The sequence below is a fragment of the Thiothrix litoralis genome (assembly GCF_017901135.1).
Taxonomy (GTDB): domain Bacteria; phylum Pseudomonadota; class Gammaproteobacteria; order Thiotrichales; family Thiotrichaceae; genus Thiothrix; species Thiothrix litoralis.
In genome coordinates, this window is record NZ_CP072801.1 from 1,314,745 (window position 1) to 1,333,624 (window position 18,880).

At 52.8% G+C, this 18,880-nt stretch carries 19 protein-coding genes; 6 read left to right on the forward strand and 13 right to left on the reverse strand.

The features are described 5' to 3' along the window. The first annotated feature begins 74 nt into the window (after positions 1-74). The 4 genes from lysM (at position 75) to J9253_RS06305 (ending at position 3,436) form a co-directional block, all read left to right on the forward strand. Positions 75-518, forward strand: a complete 444-nt coding sequence (gene lysM / locus J9253_RS06290; RefSeq protein WP_210223804.1) for a peptidoglycan-binding protein LysM — start codon at positions 75-77, stop codon at positions 516-518. 18 nt (positions 519-536) lie between these two features. Beyond that, on the forward strand, positions 537-1,007 hold the full coding sequence (locus J9253_RS06295; protein ID WP_210223805.1) for a YidB family protein: 471 nt from the start codon (positions 537-539) through the stop codon (positions 1,005-1,007). A 141-nt stretch (positions 1,008-1,148) separates the two neighbouring features. After that, the gene (locus J9253_RS06300; RefSeq protein WP_210223806.1) at positions 1,149-2,081 is read left to right on the forward strand and encodes a MerR family transcriptional regulator; all 933 of its coding nucleotides are present in this window, start codon (positions 1,149-1,151) and stop codon (positions 2,079-2,081) included. Next, positions 2,078-3,436, forward strand: coding sequence for a cryptochrome/photolyase family protein (locus J9253_RS06305; RefSeq protein ID WP_210223807.1), 1,359 nt, complete (start codon positions 2,078-2,080; stop codon positions 3,434-3,436). Before J9253_RS06300 ends, J9253_RS06305 begins: the two co-directional genes overlap by 4 nt. Positions 3,437-3,485: 49 nt before the next feature. Here J9253_RS06305 and J9253_RS06310 read toward each other — a convergent pair whose 3' ends face one another. The 7 genes from J9253_RS06310 to trpD all read right to left on the reverse strand — a co-directional run bounded on the left by J9253_RS06310 (position 3,486) and on the right by trpD (position 11,839). After that, positions 3,486-4,514 carry an RNA-guided endonuclease InsQ/TnpB family protein gene (locus tag J9253_RS06310; RefSeq protein WP_210222950.1) on the reverse strand — a complete coding sequence of 343 codons (1,029 nt, stop codon included), beginning with the start codon at positions 4,512-4,514 and terminating at the stop codon, positions 3,486-3,488. Beyond that, on the reverse strand, positions 4,499-4,675 hold the full coding sequence (locus tag J9253_RS06315) for a helix-turn-helix domain-containing protein (RefSeq protein WP_210222949.1): 177 nt from the start codon (positions 4,673-4,675) through the stop codon (positions 4,499-4,501). The genes J9253_RS06310 and J9253_RS06315 overlap by 16 nt, the downstream gene beginning before the upstream one ends. 203 nt (positions 4,676-4,878) lie before the next feature. Beyond that, entirely contained in the window at positions 4,879-8,322 is a 3,444-nt protein-coding gene (locus tag J9253_RS06320) for a pyruvate carboxylase (protein ID WP_210223808.1), read from the reverse strand. 105 nt (positions 8,323-8,427) lie between these two features. Continuing rightward, a complete protein-coding gene (locus J9253_RS06325) occupies positions 8,428-9,222 on the reverse strand; it encodes a thymidylate synthase (protein WP_210223809.1) in 795 nt (264 codons plus the stop codon). After that, positions 9,219-10,004, reverse strand: a complete 786-nt coding sequence (gene lgt, locus J9253_RS06330) for a prolipoprotein diacylglyceryl transferase (RefSeq protein WP_210223810.1) — start codon at positions 10,002-10,004, stop codon at positions 9,219-9,221. Before lgt ends, J9253_RS06325 begins: the two co-directional genes overlap by 4 nt. Positions 10,005-10,022: 18 nt before the next feature. Continuing rightward, on the reverse strand, positions 10,023-10,817 hold the full coding sequence (gene trpC, locus J9253_RS06335) for an indole-3-glycerol phosphate synthase TrpC (RefSeq protein ID WP_210223811.1): 795 nt from the start codon (positions 10,815-10,817) through the stop codon (positions 10,023-10,025). Further along, positions 10,817-11,839: an anthranilate phosphoribosyltransferase gene (gene trpD / locus J9253_RS06340; RefSeq protein WP_210223812.1), complete on the reverse strand. Its 1,023-nt coding sequence runs from the start codon at positions 11,837-11,839 to the stop codon at positions 10,817-10,819. The genes trpC and trpD overlap by 1 nt, the downstream gene beginning before the upstream one ends. Positions 11,840-11,933: 94 nt before the next feature. Between trpD and J9253_RS06345 the strand changes: the two genes are divergently transcribed. Together J9253_RS06345 and J9253_RS06350 are read left to right on the forward strand one after the other, a co-directional pair. After that, on the forward strand, positions 11,934-12,122 hold the full coding sequence (locus J9253_RS06345; protein WP_028489035.1) for a YgaP family membrane protein: 189 nt from the start codon (positions 11,934-11,936) through the stop codon (positions 12,120-12,122). 87 nt (positions 12,123-12,209) lie between these two features. Beyond that, on the forward strand, positions 12,210-12,887 hold the full coding sequence (locus J9253_RS06350; protein WP_210223813.1) for a hypothetical protein: 678 nt from the start codon (positions 12,210-12,212) through the stop codon (positions 12,885-12,887). A 40-nt stretch (positions 12,888-12,927) separates the two neighbouring features. Here J9253_RS06350 and J9253_RS06355 read toward each other — a convergent pair whose 3' ends face one another. Genes J9253_RS06355 through J9253_RS06380 form a run of 6 tightly spaced genes read right to left on the reverse strand, consistent with a single transcriptional unit; the run spans position 12,928 to position 18,785 of the window. Next, entirely contained in the window at positions 12,928-13,854 is a 927-nt protein-coding gene (locus J9253_RS06355) for an AraC family transcriptional regulator (RefSeq protein WP_210223814.1), read from the reverse strand. 26 nt (positions 13,855-13,880) lie between these two features. Further along, positions 13,881-14,609 carry an SDR family oxidoreductase gene (locus J9253_RS06360; protein WP_028489032.1) on the reverse strand — a complete coding sequence of 243 codons (729 nt, stop codon included), beginning with the start codon at positions 14,607-14,609 and terminating at the stop codon, positions 13,881-13,883. Then, positions 14,606-16,003 (reverse strand): D-arabinitol 4-dehydrogenase, encoded by a 1,398-nt coding sequence (gene dalD, locus J9253_RS06365; RefSeq protein WP_210223815.1) that lies wholly within the window; start codon positions 16,001-16,003, stop codon positions 14,606-14,608. The genes J9253_RS06360 and dalD overlap by 4 nt, the downstream gene beginning before the upstream one ends. Beyond that, entirely contained in the window at positions 16,000-17,046 is a 1,047-nt protein-coding gene (locus tag J9253_RS06370) for an ABC transporter ATP-binding protein (RefSeq protein WP_210223816.1), read from the reverse strand. Before J9253_RS06370 ends, dalD begins: the two co-directional genes overlap by 4 nt. A 12-nt stretch (positions 17,047-17,058) precedes the next feature. Further along, the gene (locus tag J9253_RS06375; protein WP_228291519.1) at positions 17,059-17,904 is read right to left on the reverse strand and encodes a carbohydrate ABC transporter permease; all 846 of its coding nucleotides are present in this window, start codon (positions 17,902-17,904) and stop codon (positions 17,059-17,061) included. 2 nt (positions 17,905-17,906) lie between these two features. Next, positions 17,907-18,785, reverse strand: coding sequence for a carbohydrate ABC transporter permease (locus tag J9253_RS06380; RefSeq protein ID WP_210223817.1), 879 nt, complete (start codon positions 18,783-18,785; stop codon positions 17,907-17,909). Positions 18,786-18,880 lie beyond the last annotated feature (95 nt).

The following is an 18,880-nucleotide window of genomic DNA, read 5'->3' on the forward strand; positions in this document are numbered from 1 at the left end:
TGCTAATTTTGGCTGAATAGCGTCTATACTACGTGTGGAGATCCATTCATACGTAAACCATAGGAGAAAACAAGATGGGACTGTTTGATTTTGCCAGAAACATTGGCAAGAAAATTTTTGGCAAGGAAGAGGAAGCCCCTACGGCATTAACACAGCACATCAATGAAGACAACCCCGGTGTCGATGGCCTGCAAGTTGAAGTCAAAGATGGCGTTGCCACGTTGACCGGTCAGGCACAGTCCGCTGAGGCGCTGGAAAAAGCTGTCTTGATGGCAGGCAACGCTATGGGTATTCAGGAAGTCAAAGCTGATGGCATGACTATTGCCGATGGCAGCCAAGTTGGTGGAGACGATGAGTTTTATGTTATCGTCAAAGGCGACACTTTGTGGAAAATTGCTGAAAATGCTTATGGCAACGGTGCTAAGTACACCAAGATTGTGGAAGTAAACCGTGAAGTCATCAAAGATGCTGACAAAATCTTCCCCGGTCAGAAAATCCGCATTCCTAAAAATATCTAACCAAAGGTACATTCACACATGGATATGATGCAAATCGCTGTACAGTTGTTCAAAAGCCAACTGGATAAAGATGGCGACGGCCAACTGGAAATGACTGAAATCGCTTCAGCCATGATGGGTCTGATGGGTGGCGGTCAAAATCAGGCACAGGCTGGTGGTTTGGGCGGCTTGGCCTCCATGATTTCCGGTATGCAAGGTGGTGGTGACTCTGGTTTGGCATCACTGGCAGCTTCCTGGTTAGGCAATGGCGCTAATGCCCAGCCTTCCGGTAACCAAGTAACCCAAATGTTCGGGCAAGACAAAATCGCTGCTTTCGCCCAGCAACTGGGTATTAGCCCTGATCAAGCGGTTAGCGGTTTGCAAGCGGCTGTTCCTGAAGTAGTCGACAAGGCATCCCCAAGCGGTTCATTGGATTTGAACAGTCTGCTGGATTCAGTTGGTGGCGTATCTGGCGCTATTGGTCTGGCAAGCAAGCTGTTCGGTCGTTAATTCGGCTCACCCGTACTCTCTAAAAAAGCCGCTCTAACAAGGCGGCTTTTTTGATGCCCATAATTTTCATGGGAATACTGTTCCAGTTTCAGGTAATCACCTATAGTTAGATGATTACTGTACAAGGCCGTTACAAAACCTATGAATTTTAACACTGACCCTGACGGGAATGACAATACCGCGCTTTTTCCGATTGGCACTGTTTCTGAACAGACGGGTGTTAACACCGTTACCTTGCGGGCGTGGGAACGCCGTTACGGTTTGCTAAAACCGCGCCGCACTCCCAAAGGCCACCGCCTTTACAGCCAGCAGGACGTTGAACGGGTAAAGCAAGTGCTGGTGTTGCTTGATCAAGGCATTCCTGTTAGCCGTGTCCGGGATGTCATCGACAGCAATAACCACTTAACTCTGTTGCACCCAGCAAAAACGGCGCAAACCGATGACCCTTGGCGGCATTACTGCACCCTGTTCCAACGCTGGATCCATAAACTCGATGCCCGCTCACTCGAACAAGTGTTTAACGAGGCCGTTTCGCTGTATTCGTTGGAACTGGTCGCCAAAAAATTATTGCTGCCACTCCACCAACAGCTTTGGCAACAACAGGGCGTGCTGCCCTCCACCCATGCGGATTACGCGTTCTTGCATGAATTCCTGTGTGCCAAGCTGGGTTCACGCTATTTGCAACACAATGGCCGCGCCACAGGCAAGCACATCTTGCTCGCCAATACCTGTGGTCATGAGGCACAACTCGAAACGCTATTGCTCGCCAATGTGCTCAGCCAACACGGTTATCAGGTCAGCTTGCTGGGGACAAAAACCCAACTGGATCACCTACCCCTGATAATCGGGCGGGTAATATTTGATGCTTTACTGCTTCCCCAACACGGTAGCATTACCAGCGCTTTGCACGCCTTGGTAAACATGACCAATATCCGTGTTTTCCTGTCAGGCACTCAAGAAGAACAGACGCCAGAAACGCAGGAACACGCCTTGATTCAAAGGCTACCAACTGACTTAAGCGAGGTTTGCCGTTTCATGGATCAAACCCTGCTCATACCGGGTAAGGCTCCATGACAACCGCCATCGTTTGGCTGCGGCAAGACCTGCGCCTTGCTGATAACCCAGCCTTGTACCATGCCTGCCGTACCTGCGACCACATTATCCCGCTCTTCATTGACGACCCGTTGCCCACTTCTGTCAGCCAATTGGGCGCCGCCAGTCGCGCATGGTTACACCACAGTTTGCAAGACCTGGATACACGCTTGCAAGCCATAGGAAACCGCCTGACCTTACAACAAGGCGCAGCACTGCCGATCTTGCAAAAACTGATCGCCACCACCGGCGCAACCCATGTGTATTGGAACCGGGTATACGACCCGCAAAGCCTCGCCCGCGACAAGCACCTCAAGGAAGCTCTCAAGCCAAGCTGTGCTGTCCACAGCTTCAACGCCAGCCTGCTCAATGAACCGTGGGAAGTGCTCAAAGCCGATAGCACACCCTACAAAGTCTTCACCCCTTTCTGGAAAGCCATGTTGAAACACGGCATCCAGCATTTGCCCCTACCCCTGCCGGAACGCATTCCCGCCCTCCCCTTGCAACCAGAAAGCCTGCCACTGGAAACACTGGGTTTGCTGCCGCATATCCGTTGGGACACCGGCATGATGGCGCACTGGCAAGTCGGTGAAGAAGCTGCCATGCAAAAGTTGCACGATTTCTTGCCAACACATGGCGGTGCTTACAAGGAGGCGCGTAATTTCCCCGCTCAACCCGGCACTGCCCGGCTTTCCCCCCATCTGCATTTCGGTGAAATCAGCCCCCGCCAAGCGGTTTACCATACCGAGCGGCATTTGGCAGAACAGCCCGGCGCGGAAAATGGTTTACGCCATTTTATGCAGGAAATTGGCTGGCGGGAATTTGCGTATTACCTGCTGTACCACTTTCCGCACACCGTCGAACGGGCGCTGGATGCGCGTTTCGACCACTTTCCGTGGGCAGACGATTACACCGACGTATTGGAACGCTGGCAACGTGGGCAAACCGGCTTTCCCATCATTGATGCGGGGATGCGCGAACTCTGGCAAACCGGTTGGATGCACAATCGGGTACGCATGATCGTGGCATCATTGCTCACCAAAAACTTGCTGGTGCCGTGGCAGGTGGGGGAACAGTGGTTCCGGGATACGCTGGTGGATGCTGATCTTGCCAGCAATGTACTCGGGTGGCAGTGGGTAGCCGGTTGCGGGGCGGATGCCGCACCGTATTTCCGCATTTTCAACCCGACCCTGCAAGGGCAGACGTTTGATCCTGACGGTGAATACATCCGGCGGTGGATACCAGAATTACAGACACGGGATTATCCCTCGCCGATCATGGACTTAAAGGCTAGCCGCGAACGGGCATTGGCGAAATTTTCACAAATCAAACAATAGTTTTGCTTGACATCCTCCCCTCCCTAAAGGAAGGGGATTCCTACTGCATTCAGCTAGATAGCTGACTGACTTCGGCGGGTTCCTGCTTCACAGAGCGGCTTAAGGCCGCATCTCCACAGGCTAACAAGCGGTATCCCCGCTCTAAAACATTGATCGCGCCGACATGATCGGCGTGATTTTCATAGTGACATTGCACACACACAAACCGCGCTTGCGTCTGACGATTGTCCGCCGCTACATGGTGACATTCGGGGCATTCCTGACTGGTGTAATGCGGTGGCACAGTGAACAACATGCCGCCTTTCCATACCATCTTGTAGTCGAGTTGCCGTCGAAATTCACCCCAGCCTTGGTCGAGAATGGCTTTGTTTAAGCCAGATTTCTGGACAACGTTCTTGCCGGGGTTTTCTGCCGTGCCTGCCGCTGACTTCGACATATTTCGTACCTGCAAATCTTCGATGAACACGAACGCGTGGTTTTGGCTGAGCGTGGTCGTCGCCTTGTGCAGGAAATCGCGGCGGGCGTTGGCGATTTGCGGGTGAATTTTTTGAACTTTAACTTGGGCTTTTTTCCAGTTGTTGCTGAACTTTTGTTTGTGCGCCATGCGCCGTTGGTATTTGGCGAGTTTGGCGGCTTTAGTTTTGAAGCTGTTGCGCGGTTCGAGGTACGTACCGTCGGAGAACGTGGCAAAACGGGCTATACCCAGGTCGATGCCGATGGCTGTCGTGGCTTGAGAGGCGATTTTTTCCACTTCCCGCTGAGTTTGGATGCTGACAAACCATTGGCTGCCCTTGCTGGAAACCGTGACATCGCGGCTGTTGAGGTAGCGTATCCAGCCCAGTTTCGGCAGAAAAATTCGGCTACTGCCTGGGTCGAGCTTGATTTGTTTGGGGTCGGGGTAACGGAAGCTATCACCACTGCCTTTGCGTTTGAAGCGGGGGAAGTCGGCACGTTTGGCGAAAAAGTTTTGGTAAGCCTTGTCGAGGTCTTTGAGTGCGTGTTGCAGGGGATGAACGGGGGCATCTTTCAGCCAAGGGGTTTCTGTGCCGTTACGCCATGCTGTCAGATGCTTGGCCATTGCGACGTAACCGATGAATTTTCACCCGCTTCATGATTGGCTTGCTGCAACGCTAATGCCTTGTTGTAAACGAAGCGGCATGACCCAGCAAAACGGCGCAGTTGACGCTGTGTTTCACCATTGGGCATGAGTTCGTATTTGAAGGCTTGGTGTCGTTGCATCTTCGGAGTGTAGCTAAACAAGAGCGGCTTGAGTGGGTATTCTGCGTTAAACTGCGCGGATTATCCGACAAAACTACCGAACATAGGGCGGCTTCGCCACCCGCGCTATCCTCCCCGACCTGAAGGACGGGGTTTGCCGCGCAACCTGATCAAGCAATCGCCCTGCTCATTCAAAACAGGGCGATTTTTCAGTCGACGTTATATCATTCCATCTCGACGATAAGATCGCCTTGCTCAACCAACTCCCCGGCTGGCAAGTGAACCTTCTTGACCTTACCCGCTGCTGGCGCGGTAATGGTGGTTTCCATCTTCATCGCTTCGATCACGAATAGCGGGGTATTCTCCTCAACTTCATCCCCAGCTTTGACCATGACGGTAGACAGCTTGCCTTGCAAGGATGTGCCGACTTCATTCGGGTCAACCGCCTTGCGGTTCGTAGCCTTGGTTGGCTTCACCGACAGATCGCGGATTTGTACCGCGCGGATTTGCCCGTTGAAGTCGAAAGTGACACCACACATACCGCTTTCATCCGTTGGTGAACGGTATAGCAGGCGGATGATCAGCACCTTGCCACGTCCCAGTTCGACCAGCACCTCTTCGTTCAGCTTGAGGCCGTAGAAGAACAATGCTGTCGGTAGATGGCTAATATCACCGTATTCCTGCTGGTGCTTGTAGAACTCGCGGAATACCGCCGGGTACATTTTGAACGACAGGAAGTCGAGGAAGGTCTGTTCCGGGTCGAACTCTTGCTTGAAGGCTTCAAACTCGGCATCCATATCCACCGGCTTGAGGTGATCATTGGGACGGCCTGTGTACGGCTTTTCACCCTTGAGAATGATGTCGCTCAAGTCTTTGGGGAAACCGCCGGGTACTTGCCCCAAGCCGCCTTTGAACAGGTCGATCACGGAATCAGGGAACGCTAATGACTTACCACGCTCCATCACATCCTGCTCGGTCAGGCCGTTGGAGGTCATGTAAATCGCCATGTCGCCCACAACTTTAGAAGACGGGGTAACTTTCACAATGTCGCCGAACATGCGGTTGACGATCGCGTAGTTTTCCTTCACTTCCTCGAACTTGTGCTCCAGACCCAACGCAATCGCTTGCGGACGCAGGTTGGAATATTGCCCGCCGGGGATTTCGTGGTTGTACACTTCCGCCGTGCCCGCCTTGAGGCCGGACTCGAATGGGTAGTACATTTCGCGCACGTCTTCCCAATAGTTGGCGTAATCGTTCAAAGACTTGAGGTCGAACGGTTGTTCACGCGGCTGGCCTTCCATCGCGGCAATCAGCGAGTTCAGGTTAACCTGTGAAGTCAGGCCGGACATGGAACTCATGCAACCATCAACCACATCCACACCGCCTTCGATAGCTTTCAGCAAGGTGGCTGACTGGATGGAAGAGGTGTCGTGGGTATGCAAGTGGATAGGGATGTTGACCGCTGATTTCAATGCCGGGATCAGGGTTTCCGCTGCATACGGCTTGAGCAGACCCGCCATATCCTTCAGTGCCAGCATGTGCGCACCGGCATCTTCCAGTTGTCGCGCCAGATCGAGGTAGTATTGCAGGTTGAACTTGTTGCTGGGGTCTGTGTTGAGCACATTGCCGGTGTAGCAAATCGTGCCTTCCGCGATACCGCCAGTGCGTTCACGCACCACCTGAATGGATTTACGCATCCCCTCGATCCAGTTCAGGGAGTCGAAGATGCGGAACACGTCGATACCATTTTCCCACGACTTTTCGATGAAGGCTTCCACCACATTGTCAGGGTAAGCGGTGTAACCAACGGCGTTGGAGCCACGGAACAGCATTTGGAACAGGATGTTGGGAACGGCTTCGCGCAGTTGCTTCAAACGATCCCACGGGCATTCGTGCAGGAAGCGCATCGCCACGTCAAAAGTCGCCCCGCCCCACAGTTCCAGTGAGAACAGTTGCGGGTGGTTTTTGGCCAAACCTTCCGCAATTTTCATCATATCATCGGTACGCACGCGGGTTGCCAGCAAGGACTGGTGCGCGTCACGCAGCGTGGTATCGGTGTAGAAAATGTTCGGCTGTTCTTTGACCCACTGGCAGAATTTTTCCGCGCCCATTTCATCCAGCAAGTTTTTGCTGCCTTTGGGGTACGCGCCTACCTTGTCGAATTCCGGGATGATGGGCTTGCGGAAATGCTTATTGGGGTCAACGTACTTCACATCCGGGTTGCCGTTGACGATAACATCGCCGACGAATTTCAGCGTCTTGGTACCCCGGTCGAAACGGTGCGTCGTATGGAATAGCTCAGGGTGGTTGTCGATGAACGTAACAGCGCACTTACCTGTGGTAAACACCGGATGTTGCAGCACATTTTCAAGGAAGCCGATATTGGTTTTCACCCCACGGATACGGAATTCCTGTAAGGCTCGCAAGTTACGGTTGGAAGCACCTTCCAATGAACGCCCCCACGTAGTGACTTTAACCAGCATGGAGTCGAAGAACGGCGATACTTTCGCGCCGGGGTAAGCCGCACCCGCATCCAACCGCACCCCGAAGCCGCCGCTGCTGCGGTAGGCAATGATAGTGCCGTAGTCGGGCTTGAAACCGTTTTCCGGGTCTTCGGTGGTGATGCGGCATTGCACGGCGTAACCGTTGCATTCAACCGATTCCTGCGAAGGGATACCGATTTCAGGGTCGTCGAGTTTAGCGCCACCAGCGATCAAAATCTGGCTGCGCACAATGTCGATACCGGTGATTTCTTCAGTAATGGTGTGCTCGACCTGTACGCGCGGGTTCACTTCGATGAAGTAAATGCGCTCATCCTTGTCGACCAAGAACTCCACCGTACCTGCACAGGAGTACTCAACGTGGCGGGTGATGGCGAGGGCGTATTTGTACAGGTTTTCGCGGGTTTCGTCCTTCAGGCCCGTGCTAGGGGCAACTTCCACCACTTTCTGGAAGCGGCGTTGTACCGAGCAGTCGCGTTCATACAAGTGAACGATATTGCCATGAGTGTCACCCAAAATCTGGATTTCAATGTGCTTGGGTGAGTCGATGTATTTTTCGAGGAAAACGGTAGCATCGCCGAAGGCTTTTAGGGCTTCATTGCGGGCATCGTTATACGCGCCTTCCAGTTGTGAAGGTTCACGCAATACGCGCATCCCACGCCCACCGCCGCCGGAAGCGGCTTTCATCATCAGCGGGTAGCCGATGCGGTCAGCTTCACGTTTGGCAATTTCCAGCGTATCCAGTGGTTCGCGGCTGTCTTCGATGACAGGTAAGCCAGAGGCAATCGCGATTTCCTTAGCAGCTACTTTGTCGCCCAGTTTTTGCATCGCTTCTGGGGTGGGGCCGATGAAAATGATGCCTTCTTCACGGCAACGGGTTGCAAACCTTACATTTTCAGAGAGAAAGCCGTAGCCGGGGTGAATCGCGTCTACGTGGTTGCGTTTTGCCACCTTGATGATGGCTTCGATGTCGAGGTAGGGCTTGAGCGGCTCGTCATCCTTGCCAATCTGGTAGGCTTCGTCAGCCTTATAGCGGTGTGGTGAAAAACGGTCTTCGTAAGTATAGACGGAAACAGTGCGCAACTTGAGTTCAGACGCTGCCCGCAAGATGCGGACGGCAATTTCGCCACGATTGGCGACCAGAAGTTTGTTAATTGGCCGGGTCATTGGACTACCTTCATAAGGGTGGAACGGATTGCCGTTAACTGTGGGCTAGGTGTGGAAGCCCACACTATTATTATGCTGATAGTGTGCGTGAGTGACCGCCGCTAGTCAAACCGCTATTGGCGCTTTAATCAGCGGATGGTACTCATAACCCTGTAATTCAAAGTCATCGTAGGTAAATGCAAACAAATCGGTGACGGCGGGGTTCAATTTCATCTGCGGCAAGGGGTAAGGTTCACGGCTGAGTTGCCGTTCCACCTGTTCGAGATGGTTGGAATACAGGTGCGCATCACCGAGCGTGTGAACAAATTCACCCGGTTGCAAACCCGTTACCTGTGCCATCATCAGCGTCAATAGTGCGTAGGAAGCAATATTGAACGGCACACCAAGGAAAATATCCGCGCTGCGCTGGTACAACTGGCAGGATAATTTGCCTTCCGCCACGTAAAACTGGAAAAAGGCATGGCATGGCGGCAAGGCCATGTTATCGACATCCGCCACATTCCACGCGCTGACGATAATACGGCGCGAGTCAGGGTTGTGTTTCAATTGTTCAATCACTTGCGCCATCTGGTCGATGTGCCGCCCATCGGGTGTCGGCCAGTTACGCCATTGGTAGCCGTAAACTGGGCCAAGGTTGCCCTCGGCATCTGCCCATTCATCCCAGATGCTCACGCCATTTTCCTTCAGGTAACGGATATTGGTGTCGCCTTTAAGAAACCACAGCAACTCGTGGATGATCGAGCGCAAATGCAGCTTCTTGGTGGTGACCACCGGGAAACCTTCACTCAAGTCAAAACGCATCTGGTAGCCGAACACGGAAACTGTTCCCGTGCCGGTGCGGTCATCCTTACGAACCCCGTGATCACGCACATGGCGCATCAAATCCAGATATTGTTTCACCGCTTCCCTACCTTGTAAGCAACGCCCATGAACAATAAGCCCAGCAAAATCATAGGCACGCTCAAGACTTGCCCTTGCGTGACCCAACCCCAAGCGACGTAACCGAGTTGTGAATCCGGCTCGCGCACAAATTCCACCATCACCCGTGCAATCCCATAGCCAACCAGGAACAGGCCAGAAATCGCAGCCACCGGCGGCGAACGTTTCCTAAACCAGTTCAGCAGCAGGAACAGCACCAACCCTTCGAGGAATGCCTGATAAAGCTGTGAGGGGTGACGAGCAATATTATCCACCTGCGGAAATACCATACCCCACGGCACATCCGTGGCTCTACCCCACAATTCACCATTGATGAAATTGCCGATACGCCCGGCGCCCAAGCCAATCGGCACCAGCGGCGCAACAAAATCACTGACCTGAAAGAAATTCAGGTTCCAACGCCGCGCCAGCAGGAACATCGCCAGAATCACCCCCAGCAAGCCGCCGTGGAAACTCATGCCGCCATCCCACACCTGAAACAACGATATGGGGTCAGACAGGAAGCCTTTCAGATTGTAAAACAGCATGTAACCAATACGCCCACCCGCGACTACGCCGATAGCACCCCAGAACATCATGTCATCCACCCGGTCGGGATTCATGACACTTCTGGGTTCTTTGGAACGCATTTTCCCGATAATCAGGAAGCCGAGAAAACCGATGACATACATCAGCCCGTACCAGTGAATTTTCAACGGGCCAAGCGATAAGGCAATCGGGTCAAATTGAGGATGAACCAGCATGAATCAGGTACTCTCTTGCTAGAAAAACAGTTTATTGAGTTCAGAACCGGGGTCTTGTGCCCGCATGAAGGCTTCCCCAACCAGAAAAGCGTGGACGCCGTGGTCTCGCATTAGTTTGACATCGGCTTGCGTATGAATGCTGCTTTCAGTCACCAGTAACACCTCTTCTGGCACATCAGGTAAGAGGTCGATAGTGGTTTGCAGCGAAGTCTCGAAGGTGCGCAGGTTGCGGTTATTGATGCCGATCAGTGGGGCATTGAGACGCAAGGCACGCTCAAGTTCATCCTTGTCATGCACTTCTATCAGTGCATCCATGCCCAGTTCCCTTGCTAGCGCGTACAGATCCTTCATCTGTGCGTCAGCCAATGCCGCCACGATCAGCAGGATGCAGTCTGCACCGATAGCACGCGCCTCGAACACTTGATACGGATCAACGATGAAATCTTTACGAATAACGGGCAACTGGCAAGCTGCCCGCGCCGTTTGCAAGTAGCTTTCATGCCCCTGAAAGTACGGTGCATCGGTCAGCACCGACAAACAAGCCGCACCACCCTGTTCATAACTGGCCGCAATCGCAGGTGGATCAAAATCAGCGCGGATCAGCCCCTTGCTGGGGGATGCCTTTTTGATTTCAGCAATCACCGCAGAATCACCCGCCGCAATCCGCTGGCGCATGGATTGGATGAAACCGCGTACCGGCGAGGCACTCGCGGCCTCTTCCGCCAACTGTGCCAAGGGGCGGACAGCGGAACGCGCCGCGATTTCTTCCTGCTTGGTGCGCAAGATTTTTTGCAAAATATCAGGTGTACTCATCAGATGTTAACACCATTGGTTAGGTCAATCAGTTGTTGCAGACGCGCAGCGGCTACCCCAGAATCAATCGCTTGCTGGGCTTTAACAACCCCGCCAGCATGGCTGTCTGCCAAGCCTGCCACGTAAATGGCCGCCCCCGCATTCAGGCACACAATGTCGCGTGCCGTGCCGGGTTCGCCCGCCAAGACCCGTTGGATCAAATTCAGGCTTTCAGCAGCAGTTTCCACCCGGATACTGTCGAGGCTGGACTGGCGCACACCGACATCTTCGGGCTGAATGGTGTATTCCGTAATCACCCCGTCTTTCAGCTCAGCGACGAAGGTTAGTCCGGCGGTGCTGATTTCATCCAAACCATCGGCTGCATGAACCACCATGACGTGCTGGCTACCTAGGGTTTTCAGTACGTCAGCCATCGGACGCACCCAATGCTGGTCAAATACGCCCAACACTTGATTCGGGGCATTCGCTGGGTTCGCCATTGGGCCTAACAGATTGAAAATAGTGCGGACACCCAGTTCCCGACGTGGCCCACTGGCGTGCCCCATCGCGCTGTGATGCTTTTGGGCAAACAGGAAACCTACCCCCAGCGTATTGATACAATGGGCAACCTGTTCCGGGGTAATGTTCAGATTCACGCCCGCCGCTTCCAGCACATCGGCACTGCCGGATTTGCTGGAGACCGAACGATTACCATGCTTGGCTACCCTTGCGCCTGCCGCTGCCGTTACAAAGGCACTGGCGGTGGAAATATTGAACGTACCGGAGGAATCCCCCCCCGTCCCACAGGTATCGACCAAATGCTCGGGGCTGACCTCTACGCGGGTAGACAATTCCCGCATGACGCTTGCCGCTGCGCTGATTTCGGTGACGGTTTCACCGCGCATCCGCAAGCCAATCAGAAACCCGCCAATTTGCGCGGGAGTTGCCTGACCTGTCATGATGGTACGCATCGCAGCCGTCATTTCCTCGGTGGAAAATGAGCCGTTTTCGGTGATTTTGCGAATAAATTTTTGCAATTCCATGTAATCCGCTTGAGTCTTGCTAAGATAAGATGATGAATGGACGAATGCTAACATGGATTTGGTCTGTTGTGTTCACTACTAAAAGAGGTGTCTTATGGAAAAGAACGTTGGCAGTATGGATAGGAATATCCGTTTCGGTGCAGGGGCTGTCCTGCTGATTTGGGGTCTGGTTTTCAAGGGTGGCATCCTGCTGACCTTGATCGGGATTGTGCTACTCGCTACTGGCTACTTGAACTTCTGCCCGGCCTATAAGCTGATTGGCATGAATACCGACAAAAAATAAGCCGATTTCTACTGGCTTGGCTGGCGTCATTTGCCGCGAGCCAAGCAGTATGCGATATTGCCCGCCATTCATTTGGAAGGATACCGCATGATCATCAAACCCAGTGAGCACCCCGGCTCACACGAGCGTCATTTACTGCGCAAAGCCAGCAACCCGCTATTTCCCTTCGCCCCCACGCTGGACGATGACAACCTCATCGACGCACAACGGCTGGATCACGAAGCCTTGCAAACCTTCAACCGCGACTTCCACGAATTGCTGGAAGAAACCACTTCGCTCGCTGGCAATGTTGAGAGTGACGTTATCCTGCAACTCAAAGACCGTATGGATCGCGCTTACGAAAGTGCCTCCAGCCTCGGCCATGATGTCAGCAAGACGAAGGATGCCATCCGCAAACTGCTAAGTTTCATCATGGCGAGTGTACGACGTGGTGCGGGTACAGACATGCAGGCGCATCAGGAACTGGATCAGGAAGAAAGTGCCCGCGAAGCACATTTTGCCCTGTTGGATGCGCCATTGGTGGCAGATTTGTTGAATCCAAACTCACCTATTCACCCCGATGAACTGGTTCCCACCCTGTTGTCTGCGGACAAGGACGAGCTGCAAGTAGCCCTGCAAATGTTTGACGAAGTGCAATTGCTGGCGATTTTGAATCAGGGCGCAGCCTTGCTGGAACAGTTGCAAGGTGAAGGCATCAATGTCAGCATTCCGCAGGAAAAGCTGGGGTTTATTCAGGGCTATGCGGAATTTGCGGGAGGGCTGTAGCCTATAACCCCATGAGCATCGTGTGGATTCCAGACGATGTTCAACCATATCTTTTCTGCCCCTGCCGCCGGAACTCGCTCGGCGTCATCCCTTTCACTTCCATAAAGCGCCGATTGAAATTGGCAATATTGTTAAAGCCAACGTTATAACCAATGGTACTGACATACTGATCCGTATCCATCAGTAACTGGCAAGCACGACTCACCCGCAGATGGTTAATGAAATCGGTAAAGGTATTGCCCGTAGCACGACGGAAATAACGGGAAAAACGGCTAGCCGTCATATCAAAACGCTGGGCAATTTCCTCCATGGTGAAGGATGCGGCGTAGTGATGAGTAATGTACTCCACCACTTCGCTAATCTGGTGCAGAGAAGCATCATCATCGAAACTCTGTAGCTGCACGCTGGACAACAGCCGATAATCATCATGCTGCGCCAACTCGCCAAACAGTTGTAAAAATTCACCAAAACGCTGCAAGCCAGAGGTTTCTTGAATACGGGTAATACACTCACTCGCCCGTTCACTCAGGCCAATGAACTCAATACCATGCCGCGCACGCTCCAGCAACGGAAAAATCTCACGAACTTCGGGAATCAGCTCCCCCGCCTTACGCAGCGGCTCGTCTGAGAATTGCAGCACTCGGTCACGCACCGGAACACCTTCTGCGGGTAAATCAGTGGAAATCCAGTTATGTGGCAAGCGCGGGCCGGTCAATACCAAATGCCCCGGTTCAAACTGACCAATGTAATCACCCACGAATACTTTACCATGCGTACTGACGATCAGGTGCAGCTCGTATTCCTCGTGATAATGCCAACGAATCAGCGGATTAGGTGCACCATGCTCCAGATAACGCACATAACCCAGCAAGCTTTCCGGCTCATACCCCAAGCCGGGGCTACGCTGGAACTCACGCTCCAGCTCTGGCATACCGCTTTTAGACAATGGGGGGCTGGGTGATCCCATGACAAGCTCCTATTCATTCTGACAGGTTACAAATCAAAATTGGTCGGCAGCATCACCACATCTCGAATAGTGACACCGCGTGGTCGGGTGAGCATAAACAGGATCACATCCGCGACCTCACTTGCTTCAATCAGGCTACCCGATTCCTTGGCTTCCTGAAGTTTTTCCGCTGGCCAGTCGGCAAGCAACGCCGTGATAACCGGCCCAGGTGACACCGCACCCATCCGAATACCGTGTTTGAATACCTGTCGTCGGGTGGTTTGCACAAAACAGTCAATCGCCCATTTCGACGAGGCGTACACAGGTTCCCACGGTGTCGGGAAATGCGCCGCCAAGGAACTGGTGACAATAATATCACCCGTTCCACGCGCTATCATGTGTGGCAATACATCACGGACATTTTTCATCACCACATTGATATTCAGATTGAGCATCCGGTCAATCGCATCTGGTTCAGCATCAACCAGATCACCGCCGACATACATACCCGCATTGGCATGAAAGATATCGAGTTGACCGGCTTTTTCCAGGATTTGCGGAACCATTTGCGCACAACGTTGCGGATCCAGCAGGTCGATAACCAAGGGAATTACCGCATCCCCCTGCTGTTCAGCAATCGCCATGACCGCAGCCTCGTCACGGTCAATCAGCACCACACGAGCCCCTGCTGCCAACATGGCCTCAAGGCTCGCCAAGCCAATACCGGATGCGCCGCCTGTAATAGCGGCTACCTTACCCGCCAACGCTTTGCTCATCTTTTTTTCTCAATGAACTGCTGCACACGCTCGTAAGCACCACGCATCTCAGCCAGTAAGCGCTCATCCCCGGCGATATCATCGAACAACAAACGCTCAGCAACATACGCCTTGACCGGATCATCCGAGGTGCAAATGGTGCGGGCACTTTCCGCCGTCATGCTCTGATCGTGATATTCATAAGGAATTTCACCGCGTTGCTGCCGCTGCAAAAAGGCCAAAAACAGCGCCGGTAACATGCTGACGCTCGCCGCACTACGCCCGGCAGCCAGACAATCACGGATAGTTGGCAAAATCATCGAAGGGATTTTGGCGTAAGTATCCATCACCACCCGTGGATTCGCATCCTGAATATTCGGATTCGCGAAACGTTCCAGCACCACATCACGGTACTTCGCCAGATCCAGCGGGCAGGGATGTTCCGGTGTATCCAGACAAGGAATCGCGTCATTGGTCACATAATCATACGCCAATTGCACCACATCTGGGTCAGTACAATCTTCATGGATGAAATAATAACCCCGCAAAGTCCCCGCCCAAGCCACGCAACTATGCGTCGCGTTCAGTAAACGAATCTTGGCTTCCTCATAAGGGGTGACATCTTCAACCATTTCCACCCCGGCCTTTTCCCATTCAGGGCGACCGGCGATGAAATCATCCTCAAGCACCCACTGGATAAAGGATTCACCCATCAACGCCGCCGGGTCATCACGCCCTGTCGCCGCCAAGACGCGCTCGCGCACATCCGGGGTTGGGCGTGGGGTAATGCGGTCGACCATGCCATTCGGTGCACGGGTATTTGCCCGTACCCACGCCAACAACTCGGTTTTGCCCTGACGTTCCAGAAACTGCTGGAAACCGGCATAAAAACGGGTGCCATTACTGCGCAAATTATCGCAGTTCATCAGGGTAACAGCGCCAGCATCCAGCTGCCGCCGCGCCTCCAACAGCAAAGCCATTGCCCCATACAGGGTGCTGCACGTTTTCCCCGATAAATCACTGCGCAAGTCAGCAAAGGTCTCATCCAGATCGTTATTCGCATCCAGATAATAACCCGCTTCGGTCACGGTAAAGGAAATGATGCGGGTATTCGGGTCAACCGCTACTGCCGTCAAGCCTTCCAGTTGCGGATCGTAGTCGACAATTTGCTTGATACACTCAATGTACTGATAAACGTGTTCACCGGCTGGGGAAACCGTTTCCAGCGTATAAGCACCGTGTTGCGACTTAAGGGCAGCCACGGTGTCGAGCATATCGGGGCGAATATTCCCCCCGATAATTTGCCAACGGGTATCGCCCTGTTCATGCAGGTTTTGCATGTAAACGGCCTGATGGGCACGGTGGAACGAACCCAAGCCAATGTGTAACTGGGTTAAAGTTGACGCTTGGCTCATGCCGCCACTCCTTGTGTCATATGGGTTAATCTCATTCCTTTGGCGTCGAAGTAATGGATATGCTTGCTATCATCCCACGTCAGCCCCACTCGATCGCCCACATGAACAGTAGTACGACCATACAAACGCACAATCAATGGCTCTTCCAGTTGAACCTTGTCGGGGCGAATGTGTACCAAGGTTTCGTTACCCAATGCTTCGACCAGCACCACTTTACCCGCCAGCAGGCCATCCTCTGGGCTAACCATTTGCAGGTGTTCGGGGCGAATACCCACCTCCGCCACCTGTGCAGGAAACTGACCGAACAAGCTAGCCGGAGCCACGTTCATTTGTGGCATACCGATGAAACGAGCCACGAAACGGTTGATCGGCTGATCATACAATTCCAATGGCGTACCCACCTGCTCAATGATGCCATCACGCAGTACGACCACGCGGTCTGCCAGTGTCATGGCTTCAACCTGATCATGGGTAACGTAAACCGTGGTTGCACCCAATTCGCGGTGTAAGGAAGCAATTTCTACCCGTGTATTACCACGCAAGGCAGCATCCAGATTGGAAAGCGGCTCATCAAACAGGAATACTTTAGGAGAACGTACAATGGAACGACCAATCGCCACCCGCTGACGCTGACCGCCAGAAAGCGCCTTGGGCGTGCGTTGCAGATACGCCGTAAGGTTTAGTTTGTCAGCAGCCATCTTCACTTTTTCTTGAATGATGGCGGGGTCAACCTTGGCCAAGCGCAGCGCAAACGACATGTTTTCTTCCACCGTCATGTGCGGATACAAGGCATAAGACTGGAACACCATCGCCAGATCACGCTTGGACGGCGGCACTTCCGTAATATCACGCCCATCCAAAATCAACTGTCCACCATTGATCACTTCCAACCCCGCAATCATGCGCAACAGGGTGGATTTACCGCAACCAGAAGGGCCAACGAACACAATAAATTCGCCTGACTGGATCTCCAGGCTGACTTCCTTGATTGCGTGTAATTTACCGTAGTACTTATCTACGCTTTTTAACTCTAAAAATGCCATATCCTCTTCCTCCTATTTCACTGCACCAAACGTCAGACCCTGCACCAACTGTTTCTGACTGAACCAACCAAACACCACGATCGGTGCAATGGCCAACACAGAAACGGCCGACAATTTGGCCCAGAACAACCCTTCAGGGCTGGAATACGAAGCCACTAACGAAGCCAATGTGCCCGCGTTAGCTGCTGTCAGGTTCAATACCCAGAATGCCTCATTCCACGACAGCACCAGACACAACAAGCCGGTTGATGCCATGCCACCCATTGCCAGTGGCAGCAAGACATGGCGGAATTCCTCACTCAAACCTGCACCATCCATGCGTGCTGCTTCGAGAATTTCAATCGGAATATCCTTGAAGTTGGAATACAACATCCACACCATAATCGGCAGATTCATCATCGTGAAAATAATGATCAACGAAATAACGTTATCCAACAGGCCGAATTTCTGGCATAACACGTAGATCGGTAGCAATGCACCCACCGCAGGCATCATTTTGGTGGACAGCATCCACATCAAAATATCTTTGGTACGTCTGGTCGGGCTAAACGCCATGCTGTAAGCCGCCGGAACAGCGATGAGCAACCCCAGGATGGTTGAACCCACACTGGTGATGACGGAGTTCCACGCATAGTCGAAGTAACCACTGCGCTCTTGCACCAGAGCGAAGTTCTCCCATGTTGGTGTAAAAGCCCACACACTAGGGACAGCAATCGCTTGCAGTTCCGTTTTGAATGCGGTCACAAACATAAACAACAGTGGGAAGAAAATAATAAAGGTGATTGCCCATGCCAACAGCGTGCGTGACGCTAGTCGCATGTTCCAATCGTATTTGCCGGTTCTGACAGGTTTACTCATGTCTATCGCTCCAAATTCTTGCCGATCATGCGGATCAGGAAAATCGCAACAATGTTCGCCAAAACGATGGCCAACAGCGCACCGGCGGAAGCCGCACCCACATCAAAGTTGAGCAGCGCTTCGGTAAAGATCAGGAAGGCCAGATTGGTACTCTCCGTGCCCGGCCCGCCGCCTGTGGTCGTAAAGATTTCGGCGAAAATACTCAGCAGGAAAATCACCTCAATCATAATCACGACTGAAATGGCCCGCCCCATGTGCGGCAGGTACAGGTGGCGTAATTGCTGCCAATAGGTTGCACCATCCAGTTCCGAAGCCTCAAGTTGCTCACGATCCATGGATTGCAGCGAGGTAATAAAAATCAGGCAGGCAAACGGTAACCATTGCCAACTAATCATAATGATGATTGACCCCAGCGGCATATCCGTCAGCCAGTCAATCGGCGTCAGGCCAAAGAATTGCCATATTTGCGCCAACACCCCGTAAATCGGGTTCATCATCATGTGTTTCCACAACAATGCATTCACAGTCGGCATCACAAAAAACGGGGAAATCAGGAGAATGCGCACCAAGCCTTGCCCCGGAAACGGGTCATTGATCAAGAGCGCCAGTGCTAACCCGAGTACCACCGTAATAATAACCACACTACCCAGCAAGAGCAGTGTATTCATAACGGCGTCTGTAAATGCAGGGTTGCTAATAAAGAACTCGTAGTTCATCAAACCGACAAAACCGGTTTGATCAGGTTGCATCAAGTTATAGCGGATGAGGGAAAAATAGATGGTCATGCCGAGCGGCACTATCATCCATAACAGCAGGGTTGCAACAGCGGGGGTCATTAATAGCCGGGGAATCCAGCGATGACCGGGTGTAGATGAGCGCATAATCAAGCTCCGTATCTGAGTCTGGACAGATGTTACTTTTTAAGCTTTCGTAACTGTGGAATCCCCCTCCTCAAGGACAGGACTTGAGAAGGGGT